Origin of the sequence: Flavobacterium cauense R2A-7 (genome assembly GCF_000498475.1) — a bacterium.
Lineage (GTDB): Bacteria > Bacteroidota > Bacteroidia > Flavobacteriales > Flavobacteriaceae > Flavobacterium > Flavobacterium cauense.
The window spans coordinates 76,509-91,137 of record NZ_AVBI01000014.1 but is presented as its reverse complement, the minus strand read 5'-3'; the positions used below and the strand labels follow the sequence as shown (position 1 = coordinate 91,137).

Annotated in this window: 11 protein-coding genes and 1 tRNA gene; 3 read left to right on the top strand and 9 right to left on the bottom strand. The window is 29.0% G+C overall.

Annotated elements, in window-relative coordinates:
* Positions 1-247 precede the first annotated feature (247 nt).
* The 3 genes from FCR2A7T_RS06515 to FCR2A7T_RS06505 all read left to right on the top strand — a co-directional run bounded on the left by FCR2A7T_RS06515 (position 248) and on the right by FCR2A7T_RS06505 (position 4,834).
* Positions 248-1,378, top strand: coding sequence for a hypothetical protein (locus tag FCR2A7T_RS06515; protein WP_131473103.1), 1,131 nt, complete (start codon positions 248-250; stop codon positions 1,376-1,378).
* Entirely contained in the window at positions 1,378-3,330 is a 1,953-nt protein-coding gene (locus FCR2A7T_RS06510) for a hypothetical protein (RefSeq protein WP_023570487.1), read from the top strand. The genes FCR2A7T_RS06515 and FCR2A7T_RS06510 overlap by 1 nt, the downstream gene beginning before the upstream one ends.
* A 64-nt stretch (positions 3,331-3,394) precedes the next feature.
* Positions 3,395-4,834, top strand: a complete 1,440-nt coding sequence (locus FCR2A7T_RS06505) for a toll/interleukin-1 receptor domain-containing protein (RefSeq protein WP_023570486.1) — start codon at positions 3,395-3,397, stop codon at positions 4,832-4,834.
* Here FCR2A7T_RS06505 and FCR2A7T_RS06500 read toward each other — a convergent pair whose 3' ends face one another.
* The 9 genes from FCR2A7T_RS06500 to FCR2A7T_RS06460 form a co-directional block, all read right to left on the bottom strand.
* Positions 4,835-7,477: a DEAD/DEAH box helicase gene (locus tag FCR2A7T_RS06500; RefSeq protein ID WP_023570485.1), complete on the bottom strand. Its 2,643-nt coding sequence runs from the start codon at positions 7,475-7,477 to the stop codon at positions 4,835-4,837.
* A 2-nt stretch (positions 7,478-7,479) separates the two neighbouring features.
* Positions 7,480-8,484: a Hachiman antiphage defense system protein HamA gene (locus tag FCR2A7T_RS06495; RefSeq protein WP_035118986.1), complete on the bottom strand. Its 1,005-nt coding sequence runs from the start codon at positions 8,482-8,484 to the stop codon at positions 7,480-7,482.
* Positions 8,485-8,588: 104 nt separating this feature from the next.
* A complete protein-coding gene (locus tag FCR2A7T_RS06490) occupies positions 8,589-9,635 on the bottom strand; it encodes a DUF3871 family protein (protein WP_051369518.1) in 1,047 nt (348 codons plus the stop codon).
* Positions 9,595-10,464 carry an AAA family ATPase gene (locus tag FCR2A7T_RS06485; protein ID WP_023570483.1) on the bottom strand — a complete coding sequence of 290 codons (870 nt, stop codon included), beginning with the start codon at positions 10,462-10,464 and terminating at the stop codon, positions 9,595-9,597. Before FCR2A7T_RS06485 ends, FCR2A7T_RS06490 begins: the two co-directional genes overlap by 41 nt.
* Before the next feature lie 33 nt (positions 10,465-10,497).
* Positions 10,498-11,757, bottom strand: a complete 1,260-nt coding sequence (locus tag FCR2A7T_RS06480) for a site-specific integrase (RefSeq protein WP_023570482.1) — start codon at positions 11,755-11,757, stop codon at positions 10,498-10,500.
* Between the two features lie 61 nt (positions 11,758-11,818).
* Positions 11,819-12,712, bottom strand: coding sequence for a hypothetical protein (locus FCR2A7T_RS06475; RefSeq protein ID WP_023570481.1), 894 nt, complete (start codon positions 12,710-12,712; stop codon positions 11,819-11,821).
* Positions 12,709-13,005: a helix-turn-helix transcriptional regulator gene (locus FCR2A7T_RS06470; RefSeq protein WP_035117660.1), complete on the bottom strand. Its 297-nt coding sequence runs from the start codon at positions 13,003-13,005 to the stop codon at positions 12,709-12,711. Before FCR2A7T_RS06470 ends, FCR2A7T_RS06475 begins: the two co-directional genes overlap by 4 nt.
* A 123-nt stretch (positions 13,006-13,128) precedes the next feature.
* On the bottom strand, positions 13,129-14,442 hold the full coding sequence (locus FCR2A7T_RS06465; RefSeq protein WP_023570480.1) for a hypothetical protein: 1,314 nt from the start codon (positions 14,440-14,442) through the stop codon (positions 13,129-13,131).
* A gap of 106 nt (positions 14,443-14,548) precedes the next feature.
* Positions 14,549-14,625: transfer RNA gene (locus FCR2A7T_RS06460), tRNA-Ala, on the bottom strand.
* Positions 14,626-14,629: the final 4 nt, after the last annotated feature.

Genomic DNA, 14,629 nt, shown 5'->3' with positions numbered 1-14,629 from the left:
ATTTAATTTTTGAGTTAGAAATAAATGCAATGACTTTGTTATAGAACTGAAAAGATGTTTAAATACACATATCTTTTTCCTGCTGGTATAATTTTATCATTGCTTAGTATGGGTGGGGGCTTTGGATTGACTTAGTGAGGGGGTGGGTGTTTTGAGAGGGAAGCCTACGTGTACAAATCAATCATGTAATTTTTTTAAAAAAAAAGTAACTGACATCAAAAACCATAAGTAGTAAAATTCCCTATTTTTGTTTGAACTAATAGTTTATAAAGACATGTTCAAGAAAAGTTGGCTAAGAAACAGAACACATTCAGAAATCAAAAAAAACTACAATGAGTTATACAAATCTCGTTGGAAAAATTTATGTTTCAGATTTTCAGAGTTGATAGTAGAAAGTAAAAATTGGTGGATTGTAATTCTTACAGTTTTATCTATATATATAATTTCAGGGTTGTTAAACATTAATTTCTTAAATATTCTTGAAATAAAATATGAGACAGCAAAAATATTAGTAGACCAAAGAGCCAGTAACATTGCTACTATCATAAGTATTACATTAGTAGTTGTTGGATTTATGATAAACAATTTAGCTGTTAAAGAGCCTTTTGCTTATAGATTATTATTTAAAAAGTCTTATCTATACCCTATCATCTACTTTATTCTTTCTGTTATTGGTTTTTTTATAATACTATCCACTTTAAGAGACCATTTAAATGAGTTTTTATTCGTGAGATTAGTTTTAACTGGAACATATCTCGCTATTGTGGTTCTTTTTGTAATAGGTTCCCTTTTTGCAACAATCATTAAATTTTCAAACAAAAATGAAATAAAAAAATTATTTCGAAGGGAATTAACAAGTGAAGCCTATAAACATCTTAAGCTTCATTTATTGGAGAAAACAAGCAAACAGATTTTCAATGATACTTTACAAAGCATAGGATTAAAAAAATATGATTTCTGGAACAATTTTAACATCTCAAATTCAACAAAAGTAGATGTTGGCTATTATGATGACAAACAACAACCAAAAGAAGTAGAAAGGAAAGTTGTATATGATATAGATATAGAAGGAATCGCTAAAATTGTAAAAAACAGTAAAACAAAAGATTTATCATACAAAGAATTATTCATTGGAGATATAACAACCAGCCCTCATGAATCGATAATAGACCTTGATGAAAAATCAAAAAATAAATTGAAAAAATGTTTTACATTGAAAAAAGTAAGAAATAAAGAAAGTGAAAACAACAATTTAGCAAGAACTTTTTTTGATGAAAAGATTGACGAATATTCTTCAAATGGCAATCACAAAGACTTAGAAGACATCTTAGATGCCTATTATGAATTGTATGAAATAGAAATTAAATATCAATTATAATGTCATTAAAATTAACTGAAGGTATTTATTCTAACATTTACAGCTCACTGTATAAATCAATAGAGAAAAACAACATTGAGAGTGTACAAGTAATAAATACATTTATTAGAAAGGTTTTAAGCCTGAGTATAAAAAATGAATCATTAAAACAATTCAATGAATATATTGACTTTCCAAACATAACTTACTACATCACGCATAGTGAGTTCGCAAAAAACAACTCATTAGAGAAACTGTATTTGAGATTTTCAAGAAATTGCTCAATGACATTAAAAGAAATAATATGGTACAACATATCATTTCATGAAAGAAAGCATTCTGATGACTTACAAAAATTAGTTGTATTAAATGATTTCTACTATTCTACATATAAAAGTTTTAGCAAACTTCTATATTACATGGTTAAGAATACAGATTTTACTCAATTCAAATTTGCAATTGAAGAGATTGAGCAGATTAGTGATGAACGCAATACATTTGGTTTAAGGAACCAACTTTTTTACAATCCTCATATAGAGATAGTCAAGAAGGAGAAAATAGAACAAGAATATAATATTAGAATCCAGCCTTCAAATTATAGACGTCATTTATTGACAGGTATTAAATACTGGATATTTTTCTTATTTAATACAGGTAAAATAGATGCATCCACGACATTAAAATTTATATCAGAAATAAAAATTTACTATTATGACCCTGAAGAATCTTTAAGTGATATTTTATTCTTCAGAAGTAACCAGTTATACGGGAGTAGATATATGGGATGGGAAGATTGGGATTACACTGAAAGAAGGTCAGGTAAAGTTTATTCTCCTCCAATGCCTTCAGACTGGCTGGTTTTAGGCTTTCTCATTGAACAAATTAGAGGAAATGTTTTTTCAGTAAATCCAAATAAATATTCTAAAACAGAAATTCAAGATTCTGAATTCTTATTAGACCGTTTAAAACACTTTCAAAGTCATTTAGTAGCAAATATTGATAAATGGAAAGAGATACTCAACGTTAAGAATGAGGAAGAATTAAATAAAAAAGCAGGAGAACTCATTTCAAAAATTGCTTTGCTTAAAAGAGTTAACAAAAGTCAAATTGAGAATGAAATTGCAGGCACTAAACTGAGTCTTGAAAAAATAAATTCATTTAAAGAAAGTGTCGCGGAAACATGGAAATCAACCAAATTTATAAGAAATTTATTCGATTTTTTTAATGCCTCAAAATTAATAAGTGATGATACAATAAAACTAAAAAATATTGGACAACATTTATTCTTCGAAAGAGCAAAAATGATGTTTATTGATGGGAAAAACTATCAAGAAATATATGGAATGAATGACATGGGAAGTAGAATTGCGAGATGGGAAAACGATTTATTTTTTAATTATATTGCTGAATCAGAAGTCACTACTCTTCACAATAAAGAATTAGTAAAAATTTTAGATGATTCAATCTCTGAACTTAAAAATAGGGGTTTCATTCCTTCATTAATTTTAATCCCTTATGGATACAGATATGATAAAAACGCATTTGTAAACAATCCTCTTTTTGTTCCAAAAACTGAAAGCAATATTGAAGACAAGTTTTTAAAATCTGAATTTGCTGGAAAATATGATAATATTTCTGTTTTTAAACATTCTAATAGCAATTTCAGAAATAAAATACTTGTCTGTGATTTGAAAAGCACAATAGTATTAAAATACAAGACAAATGATAATTGGGAGCAACAGCATTTATATATAGATGTGAAAGAAATTGATGATGATGAAGCAAAAAAGAAATTTGATGAAAGACCTGATTATTGGTCAAATCAAGAAGACGGGATAGCAAAACTTGACGAAAAAGATGCATTAATACTGATTAAGACATCTGTTATAATTGATTACTGGTCAACCATGGACTTTGAAATTTTAGATAAAAATGCTTGTATTATAGGTAGTATTGTTTCAGAACAATTATAGTTAAAAAGAGTAGGTTTACAGTGCATAAAATATAAATAAAGGGTTAATTCAAATGAACTTGAATATGAATAAAAAAGTTTTTATTTCTTATAGCTGGGGCAATAAAGAGCATCAAGAATGGGTTGTGAATTTAGGCAAGAGATTAATGTCTAATACTGTTCTAACAATCTTGGACAAGTGGAGTCTAAAAGATGGTCATGATATTCATGAATTTATGGAATCAATGGTCAAATCAGATGACATATATAGAGTTTTAATTATTTGCGATAAAAACTATAAAGAAAAGGCAGATGGTAGAAATGGAGGGGTTGGAACTGAAACCCAAATCATTACCCCTGAAATATATAATAATCAAAAACAAGAAAAGTTTATACCTATTGTTGTTGAAAGAGATGAAAACAATAATCCATATCTACCAATTTTTTTAAGCTCAAGAAAATATATTGATTTTTCAAATGAGGAGTTCTTTGAAGATAGTTATGAAGAACTTTTGAGAAATATATTAGAGGCTCCTGCTATTCCAATGCCCAAATTAGGCACTAATGTACCATTATATATAACAGAATCTGTTATTAACAACACACCTACAAATTCAATCATAAGAACATTAGAAAACCAAATAAAGAAACACCCTGAAAAAATCAACAGCTATTCCTCTGATTTTTTAGATGCTTTTTTAGATGCTTTATGGGAGTTTGAATTTAAAAGCAACGCATATGACATTGATACTTTTGGAGAAGAGCTGTTTAACAACTTGATTTCATATAAAATCCTAAGAGAAGATTTTATTCAGTTCTTAAATATTACAACTAAACCAGAGAACAATCTTGATGTTGACGAATTGATTAACTTTTTCGAAAAAAAGCTTATTTACAATAGACCAAAAGACGAGTCAACAAGTTGGAATTCAAATAACTACGATAACTTCAAAGTGATTTTTCAAGAACTTTTTTTATACACTATTACAATATGCCTGAAAAACAAAAATTATAGTTTAGTTGGAGATTTGTTTCATTCAAAATATTACTTTAAAAGTAACTATGGGCAAATTGAAACAAAAAGGTTTACAGAAATTTATGAATATCATCAAAATATAGAAAATTACATTTTAAGAAAGTATAATAGGTCTTCAGGATTCGGACATTTTGTAATAACTAATCTTTCAGACAAGGTAAGCAAGAATGATTTTATTTTTGCTGACACATTATGTCATTATATAGGAGAATTATTTTCTAATGGACATTCTTTAGACAATTGGTTTCCTGCCACATATGTTTACAAAGAAACTGGAAACAATGATTTTTTTGAAAAAATGAGCTCTGAAAGACATTTTAATAAAGTAAAAAACATTTTTGATGTCAGTTCAATAGAAGAATTAAAAAAACTACTTAAAGACTATAGTGAATCTAAAAATGGTAAAAATAGAACCGGATATGGAAGGGGCTATTACATTCCTTTTATACACGAATTAATACAAGTTGAAAGTATAGGGCAAAATAGGTAATTAATCATTTTTCAATACTTTAAGCCTATTTAGATATCTATTATAAATAGGCTTTAATCCATTTATTTCCTTTTTTGAAGAAAGCCATTCTAATATATCATAAGTTTCTCTGAATTCTTTAGTTGTCTCTTTTTTGTAAACATCAAAAATCTTTATAGCAACATTTCTTGATATCCCTGATGAAATTAATCTAATAATAGCCCCTTCTTGTGTCCCAAGCTCTAACATTGTTGGAAGGCTAAGAGTTAGTTTATATTCTTCCTTCTGACTATCACTAAGTACAACATTTAAAATATCAACCAAAACTTTAATATACTTAGGCAGAAGATAAGTAGTTATAGTTGAATTGAATTTTATAGTATTATTAATAACGCTATTGATATCATCTATACTATTAGAATCAATTTTATCTCTGCTCTCTAAATAATTAATATTACTATTGATTATTTTTCCAATTGGTTCACCACTTAACCATTTTTTTGATTGATAACACATTGAACGTGCTGATACCCAATTCTTGTACTTTACTTTACTTTCTTCAATTATAGAGAATATAGAATCAAGCCTTTCTATTAAATCTACAAATTGCCAATAAAAGGGTCTATTGTGATATGATATATTAATTATTTCATCAGAAGTTAAAAATTCATTGTAATTTGAGTTTTTATTAATCACCCAGTCTCTAATATTTGATTTAACAACTTTGTCGTAAAGCTCATTCTGCAAAATAGGGTCAATAGAGGGATTGTTATTTAATACAATTATAGGTACTGATATTGACCGCAAAGTATCTCTTAAATAGCTCATTGCTAAATCAACTTGATTAATACTTAGCTTTTTACTTTTTAGATATTTCAAAGCATGATTTTCTCCTTTCAAAAATTTATGCCTTAAAAAAACGGATAATTGCTTTGCTGTGGATGTAGAAGTAGCTGTTTCCTTTTCAATCAAATTAATTGGTAGTTTCAAATCATTAATATCCAACTCATTTAAGGCATATGAAGAGAAAATTTCAATTTCTTTGTTGTATTCTGCATCAAAATAATCACTAGCTTTTATTTTATCATTCTCCTTTTCAAGATAATAAACAGTACCATATAATGATGATTGCAATCTTCCAGCTCTACCTATTAGATTTCCAAATTCAAATTTGTTTAATGGCTCAGAATCCTTTTTAGGCTGCATCGTAAAAAGGTTGTTAGCGGGTAAATTAACCCCTTCTAACAATGTTGAAGTACAAAAAATATTAGTTATTTTCTCACTTGCAAATAGCTCCTCTATTTCTTTTCGTACTATATCTGGAAGACTTCCATGATGGTAAGCAATCTTTTTCTGTAAACATTCGATTAAAAAATATTTTTTATGAATATCTTCTTTTAAGAAATCAATTAATTCTTTTACCTCTTCATCTAAATCATTAACATCCTCAGTTATTTGAGCATATTTCAAAGCCCAATTTTGAGCTAAATTACCATCTTGAACAAAAATTATATTAAAATCATTTGGAGCTATGTGTTTTACCAGATTCGCAATAGTAGACCCTAATGTTGATGTTTTAGATGAGTCAAATCCTAAATCTTGAATAAATTTTTGAGATTTACCACTTTCAGTTTTTAGCTCAACTTCAAATTGAAAATTCTGGAGTATCTTCATTATTATTTTAAACTGAAATACAGGTGACAATTTTGTAATGACAGAAAATGATTCTTTCTCAAAAATCTCTTTAAAAGTTTTTTCTGGGTAATCAATATTTGGACCAGCAGTAATAAGTTTTGCACTAGGAAAACAGTGAGGGATTTCATTATAGACATATTCAAATGTTAACCCCCTACCAAATATATCTGCTACCCCTTGAATTTCATCAACAAATATAAAATCTACTTTTAATTTGCTATTTAAAAACTTAACACATCTTTCAGGAGTTAAAACGTAAATTTCCTTATCTGATATTTCATTTTCTTCTACATATGATGTTTTTATATGAACATCATTGCCAATTTCAGCTTTGAATTCTTCACCAACCTGATTAATAAGTGCTCTTGATGGCACAATGTATAATACTCTAAAGCTTTGTGTTTTTGAAAATTGATTTAAAATGAATTGCTTAATAATAAAAGATTTCCCTGATGATGTAGGTGCTGAAATAGATATTTCAGAATGTTTTTCTAATGCTTTCCAAAGTTCTTTTTGGAAATCAGTAATCAAATAGGAGTTGCTTGATGCTTCAATTATTCTACTCTCTCTTTCGTGAATCAACTCATTTGTTATGAAACTCCCAAACTCATATTTAGACCTAAGATTGATTGGGTTTTTTTCTTTTTGTTCATATAACCCATCTAAAAACTTTGTTGCTGTTAAATTCCCTAATCTTGAAAAAAGAATATAGCAAGTCTTTAAAATTTCAATATTATCTTTAAAATTTAAGAACAATAGAGAAGAAAAAAGCTGTCCTTTTCTTCTGTGTGATTCTTCATTACTAGTGCATAAAATTGAAGCTATCCAAATACCTTTCTTTAAATCTTCTTCCTCAATCTTTATTTTTGGAATAGAGTTAAATTTCTCTGACAATATTATTAATGAAAGATTGAAAATAAGTTCATTAAGAACATTATGATTATATGCCTGAACTGAAAGTTTCCTCATCTTTATATCAAATTATCCATAGTGTTATTGAAATTTTCAATACTATCTGTAGGAACTAATATAAAATCCAAATAAACCCTTTCAAGAAAAGGGTATTCTTTAACCTTTTCTGAAATTTTCTCCAAAGTAGAGTCTATCCTTTTTTGTATATTTTCACTAATCATCTTTTCTAATTCTACATTATCTGAAGCTTTAATCATTAAATCATTATAAGCTTTGGTTTCATACATAATTAAAATAGGATGGACTGCAACCTGACTTTTAAATAATTTTGAATTAGGATTAACTCTATCATACAATTCATCAATATCTATTTCATCGTCACTAAACTTGTCAATATCTTTTTCTGCAATAAAAAACTCTAAAGATTTGAAAGTAGCTTGTACTTTGGGGTCATAAAATCTATTTATAGAGTCCAATGCATCAGTTTTGGCACTAGAATAGGTTTTCCAAACTTTAGACTCTCCTATCAAATAAGCCGGTTTTTCAATTCCGCTTCTTATCTTGTAATCTCCTAAAAAAATCCCGTCCCCTCCTTTAACTTCGTCATGATAATTAGTAAGATTTGATATTTTGTGAGCAATCATCTTACAATTAAAAATAGATTCAACTAATCCAAATAACATTAATTCTCCATACTTCCCGCTTTTTGAATCTGGATTTTTTTTCTTGAAAAATCTTGCTGCTTCTCTATAGTTTCTACCACTTATTAAACTAATTGCCTTCTCTTTCAATTCAATATCAGAAGCAGTTGTACCTTCATTAATTGTTTTATCAACTTCTCTTTGAATTTCTTTATTAATATTTGACTTAGTTTTAAAATAATTAGGTAATAAATCAAGTAATGCATTAGCTAAAGAAATACAATCAACAGTTGTCCCAGATGGTATTATTGTATACAAACGAACTTTGAGTTTATCATTGATATACTTATCATAATGATGAGTTAATTCCCTATCAACCCATTTTTTATCTATTGAAATTAAACTATCAAAATCAATTGCCATATTACATCCAGTTATGCTCTTTAACAAAAATATCATTTTAGATGTAATTTTCTTTCAAATTGTTAAATTAATTCAACCCAGTCTAAAAAAGACTGGGTCAAAGATTAACTCAAAAACCAAGAATAGCGAGAATCACTACTTAGTGCTTTTGAAATACCCTGAGCAAAGTCAAAGGCATTAACTCCTCTTTGAAGGAAGCTATCTATATATGAAGATTTATTACTTCCAGTAAGTAAATTGTAAAATTGCCACATACTCAAATTTCCATTTTCTGCCCTGCAAAATCTCTCATCATGATAATAATCTTTTGCAACTGTTGACAAATGACTATCATTTAAAAGCATCTCAGGAAGCGCATATTTATCTTTTTTAGGAAGATAATTATACAACCTGCACTTACCTATAATTTGAGCAAATTGTTCCTCAGTCAGGCTAAAATTAAGTAAAGATTCCATTTCTTCTAAGTGCTGTTGCATGTTGTAATTCTCAATCACTTCAACTACTTTACTCTCCAAGTCCAAAGGACTTGCAGCCTTAATATCTCCTTTCATTCCATCAGTGTTTACGCATAAATTACAGCACACCATATTCTGAAATCCAATGAAGAACTGAAAATGTTCTAACCTTTTTGTACTGTACAGATTTTCTGTAGAATAGCTCCTCACACCACCAGCAACAAGGGAAAGTGTATTTCCATTAATAACTTTAGTTACACTTGGAATTCTCACTATCCATGCCATTCTTTCATAGTAGATGGTCTTCTGATGTTCTTGCAAATCCTTAGCAGGTATATGTAATGCATCAGGAGTTCTTCCTTTGATTTGATGACTCACCCTAATCTCAGGTTCAGTTAAGCTATCTTCTCCAAACATCTTCTTTAAACCAGCAGAAGAAAAATGTATGAATTCCTGATGAGAGATAGTGATTTCATTATCTTTTGTAAATACTGGAATAATGTTTTCATCCCTTAAATGAAAAAGGCTAACACTTTCCGTATTAGCCTCTATGAAAGGAGATAATTGATGTGAATTATTTGGCAGAAAATGAGGAGGCAAATGAAGGGATTTTTCTGCATCATATCCCAACTCATGCTTTCTTTCTTCTGCTGGTTTATTGTAACCTTGCTGTACCATTTGAAGTTCCATTTCCATTTGATGTTATGTTAGACGTTAATTTTTGAAGTAAGTCCCTTTTTGCTACAAAATCTTGTTCAATAGTTTTTGCTATATCAAAATTGTTATGATACAACTCAGTTAACTCGTTCATGTTGTTACATTCTGTAATCATTACTTTCAACTGCTCTTTAGTGAGTGTACTGTTGCACCAATCAAGTATTTTTTTTCCTGTTTGAGAATTTATGATAAATTGAGGTTTTCCCTCAAAGAGAAGTGTTCTGTCTTTTGAGGCAGTTGCGAAGTGCTTTGAGTCTATATCAAACACAATGGTAAATTCGTAGCTTATCTCATCGCGTTGAATAGCTTTCAAACCTACCTTTTCAGGAACCATTTTACCATTCTTTTCACTCAAGACATAATCTTGTTTAACCCGCATAGTGGCTATGAAATGAACATCACTTTGAAGTATCTTATTTACAAATGCTTTTTCTAATGGTTTTATCTTAGCCCAATTAGCAAAAGAGTTACCAGCAAGAGAAGAATGATAATCAAGCAAATAATCCCAGCAATGTGAGATAGAATCTAAAATTATTACCTCCATTCCTGCTGCAAGACATACATCTATAGCTTGAATATATCTTTCTGGAGAATGTGGGGTATCTAATGAAAGTACATTGTAATCTCCCAAATGTGAATACAAGTTTGCACTCCCATTTTCACTGTCAATAATGGCAACTTTGCTTAAATTACCATTTGTCAAACCTTGTGCAAGTAATATAGCACTTGTTGTTTTTCCTGAACCACTTGGTCCTTGTAAAGCCATCTTAATCTTAGCTTTACTTCTTTCTGATTTTTTTAATTCCATAGTTTCTACTTTCTTGGTTAATAAAAAGACTTGCTAAACAGCAAGCCCTGAGTATTGTTTTGTTAGCTCATATAGTGAAAAAGATTCCATCAACAATCTCTCATTTGCATCATCAATAATATCATTGTCAAAGTCTTTTAGATAAGCAGTTGTTATACTTACATTTTGATGCCCCATAGATTGACTGATAACATCAGTAGAAATCCCCAATTCTTTCAAATTGGTTGCAAAACTATGTCTTGCAACATAACTTGTAACAGGTTTATTAATACCCACAACTGAAGCTATCTTCTTCAAGTCCTTGTTAAATTGCTTTAGTTTCTTATCCTTTCTGTTTTCAATTTGCAATGGAGTTAACCCTTCTTTTAGAATGATTGGAAACACATAATCTGTAAATGAAATTGTGTCCTTATAATAATCTAATATGTCCTGTGCTGGTTTTAGAATTTTGACTACAAATTTCCTTTTAGTCTTAGAGCGCACATAGATAATTCTATCATTCTCAATATTAGACCATCTTAACTTCATCATGTCATAGAAGTTCATCCCTCTTGTAAAGTATGAAAACAAAAACAACCTCTTTGCCTCTGCCAAATGTGGATGTTCAAATTCATTAAGTTCCGCTATAAGTTTAACTTCAGCTCTTGTTAAAGCTCTCTTGTTATTTCCTTTTTTAAGTTTGGATATTTTGTAGGTCTTAAATGGATAATATTTTTCAGCCACAACTCCTTTTTTTATGGCATCATTATACAACGCTCTCAACTCTCTCATTTTAACACCTACCCCACCATCATTGTTATTATTAGCTCTTAAATAGGTTTCATATTTATCTAATAGTGTTGGAGTAATGTCTTTAAACATTAACTGATTATTCTTCACAAACTTGAAAAACGATTTTCTTGTTTCATTATAGGCTTTAGCATTACCTGTTCTTCCTGCCTTATTTAGGTCTTCCACTTTTTCATTCCAAAAGTTCAAAACTGTAACATCACTACCTGACTTATCTCTGAATTTCTCATCAAATTGATTTAATGTAAAGTCAATCTCTTCTAAACCGAAATCATTAATAATCTTTAATGCTCTTTCTTTAAGCTTATTGAGAAGTATGTTACTTTGCAAACTATTTGGAAAACTCTTTTTAAACTGATTGTTTGCTTCATCCCAATCTTTAGCAAGACACTTAAACTTAAGTGAAATAAGTTTAGTCTTTCTGTTCTTGGTTATCCTTAAAACTACTGGATATAATCCTTCACTTGTTGGTTTATCTCTTAATATAATTTTGATACTTGACATAATAATTTTGATTTGAAGTTGACAAATTCCAACAATAGGAAGTGTGGAATTTGTCAACATTTTAGTTAACCATTAGTTCCTTAAATTTTGCAATAAGTTGCTCTCTTAAATAATTCTTCCTTTTTAAAAGCTTATAGTTTTCAAGCATCTTTAAATACTTCCTTTTATTATTCATTTTAGTTTGCCTTTGATTATTGTTAATCAAATTCTCCCAATATGAAAAGCTGGAATACATACCTAATTTTTGAACATCCTTATCACTTATTGACTCACTTGAAAACCCATCAACAATCAACAATTCATCATACCGTTTCAGTAAATAATTAAAAAGTTTATTTAAAACTTGAACATCCTTTAAGTCATTGATGTTATAAACTCCAAGAGGATTAAATTCCTTTGAGTTTAAAAACTTAATCTCAAATCTCAATATGTTATCTTTCTTGATTCTATACTGCTTAGATTTATCATAAATCTTAATCTTATAATTATAATGCTCAAATTCTAAAAGATATCCTCTCCCTTTAAACTTTCTGATTGCTGTATGCTTCTCGAAATTATGCATCAAAACATTTTTTGATATAAAATCTTCAGGCTTAACCGGAATCTTAATATTTAAACCAAATTCAAATTGAGTGATTTTATTAGAAGCAATATCAATTACATTATCGTTTAAAAAATCAATCATTGAACATAATTGAGAATAACTAAAATCATTATGATTGTGTTCATCGCCTTCTAATAAAAGGTTGTTTAATTTGTGAATTGAATTTTTCACATAACCACTTTTCTCATTTATAACAATTTCCATATTCTCAAGGTTTACTCTATATGGGTACATTATTACCCCTGAATGATATTCAAGCACTGTAAACGCTTTCTCAAATTTGGTTTTATCAAGAACAAAAGTTTCCAACTGGTTCTTGTCATCATAGTGAACTCTTATAAAATCAATCATAACTTTGATTTTTGAGTTCGACTTAAATAAGAGTCTATCTCTTCGCCTATTTCATCAATAGACATAGATTTACTTTCCAACACCCAGTTTTCCAAATCTATTCTTCGGAAATAAATCTTCTTCCCACCAGGATTGTAAAAAGGAATTTCCTTTCTGCTGGTAATTTTGTACAGAGCTGACTTAGATAAACACAAGTAGTTAGCAGCCTCATCAAGAGTTAAAATCTCTTTATTGAATGCATGTTGTCTTTTTAACAATGCTTCAATCTCTAATAATTTTTGGATTATGTCCATAATTAAAAAAATTATGGATAAGCGCTTATCCTGATTATTTCGAGACAAAGGAAGCGCATAAAAAAACCCTCATTTTCGAAGTGTAATGAGGGTGTAACGAAAAGTGTAAGATGTTGTGTAAGGCTATTTCAGGTATTTCTTTTTGAGGTTTTTAAAGGTTTCATCAATCTTTATTTTATCAACTGGTTTAACAGTTCCTCTTGATGATGCAGTATTCAAATCAACTTGATTGAAAACTTTCCCTTGCTTATTAAAAAACAATCCACTCTTTTCAATTGCTACACGATTAAAGTTATCAAAGAAGGATTCTAATTGGTCTAAGTAATATACAGCAATAGGGTTAAAAACACGAAATTGAATTTTACTTTCAGAATTTGAATCCGCAAACATAAACACATTCAGAAAATCATCTTCAGAAACTTCAACATCATCAATTAACTCTAACTGATATGCAGTTATGTCATAAAGCTCATTAAAGAACTTCTTAGGAAGATTATTTTTAGGGTAAAAACCAGTATTTATTGGCTTATCATCTTCCTCCAAAACTTCCCTATATAATCTATGCTTTATTCCTAAATAACCATATTTTACATTCAAAGTTGAAACTATAAAAATAATTGCCTCAAGCAAAAAGTTATATTTCCCTTGCCTAAAGTCCTCCAACTTGAGAAAATAAGATTGTAAGATATTAAGTTGGTCTATTAAATATGATTTTGAATCTGTTTTTGATATTACACTATTATCAATAATCTTTAATGAGTCATCTATATAGTGTCTAATTACTTTCTTAACATAAGTGTCAAAATGCAATTGCTCAGAAATGTCTTTTTTCAATAACCATGCTTCAAATGAAAACTCTTTGTTATGCTCTGAAACAAGCTTGTAATCTTTGGTGTGAATTGTTTTATAATAAAAGGAGTCACACAATTTGTCAAAGCCATCACCAAAGACCAAGGAATCTAAAAACTTAAAAGGGATTTCGATTGTATTATCTTCAAAATACTCTTCAGTATTTTTCTTTATTTCAATTACTTCAAATATCAAACTAAAATTCACAGCAAGATAATCCTTAATAAGTTTTAGCTCATTATTTAACTGACTCTTCAACCATTCATTTTTTTCAATATTAATGATTCTGAGTTTATACATTTCTAATAGAGCTGACAAGTCTATCAAGTACTGTTCCTTTTCAGGTTCAGTTAACAATTTAAAATCTGAGTTTATTTTATCAAATGCTTTTACTCTGAATTGATTAAGTAGAAATTCAAAGTAATCTTCAAGAGTATCTATCTTGAGTTTTTCAAACTCTCTTTTCACACCAAGTTCAACTACAAATAGTTTATCGCTATCAAAATCGCTACATAATTTCTCAATGTAGTTTTCAAATAATAATTGATGGAAAAAATAAAGCGGAGTCCTGAGAATGTATCCTGACATTGTAAAACGTTTTGAAGTCCTAAAAATAAGAATTTAAAATGTTTGACCTATGTTTGACCCAATAAAACAAAAAAGACTCCACATCACTGTGAAGTCTTTATTTACTTGGTGGAGAAGATGGGGCTCGAACCCACGACCTCTTGACTGCCAGTCAAGCACTCTAGCCAACTGAGCTACATCCCCAAAA

Bases quoted from the DNA above. Each gene is read 5' to 3' on its own strand.
- FCR2A7T_RS06480 (WP_023570482.1), bottom strand. From the start codon at position 11,757: ATGTCAAGTATCAAAATTATATTAAGAGATAAACCAACAAGTGAAGGA.
- FCR2A7T_RS06490 (WP_051369518.1), bottom strand. From the start codon at position 9,635: ATGGAAATGGAACTTCAAATGGTACAGCAAGGTTACAATAAACCAGCA.
- FCR2A7T_RS06475 (WP_023570481.1), bottom strand. From the start codon at position 12,712: ATGATTGATTTTATAAGAGTTCACTATGATGACAAGAACCAGTTGGAA.
- FCR2A7T_RS06500 (WP_023570485.1), bottom strand. From the start codon at position 7,477: ATGAGGAAACTTTCAGTTCAGGCATATAATCATAATGTTCTTAATGAA.
- FCR2A7T_RS06505 (WP_023570486.1), top strand. From the start codon at position 3,395: ATGAATAAAAAAGTTTTTATTTCTTATAGCTGGGGCAATAAAGAGCAT.
- FCR2A7T_RS06495 (WP_035118986.1), bottom strand. From the start codon at position 8,484: ATGGCAATTGATTTTGATAGTTTAATTTCAATAGATAAAAAATGGGTT.
- FCR2A7T_RS06470 (WP_035117660.1), bottom strand. From the start codon at position 13,005: ATGGACATAATCCAAAAATTATTAGAGATTGAAGCATTGTTAAAAAGA.
- FCR2A7T_RS06510 (WP_023570487.1), top strand. From the start codon at position 1,378: ATGTCATTAAAATTAACTGAAGGTATTTATTCTAACATTTACAGCTCA.
- FCR2A7T_RS06465 (WP_023570480.1), bottom strand. From the start codon at position 14,442: ATGTCAGGATACATTCTCAGGACTCCGCTTTATTTTTTCCATCAATTA.
- FCR2A7T_RS06485 (WP_023570483.1), bottom strand. From the start codon at position 10,464: ATGGAATTAAAAAAATCAGAAAGAAGTAAAGCTAAGATTAAGATGGCT.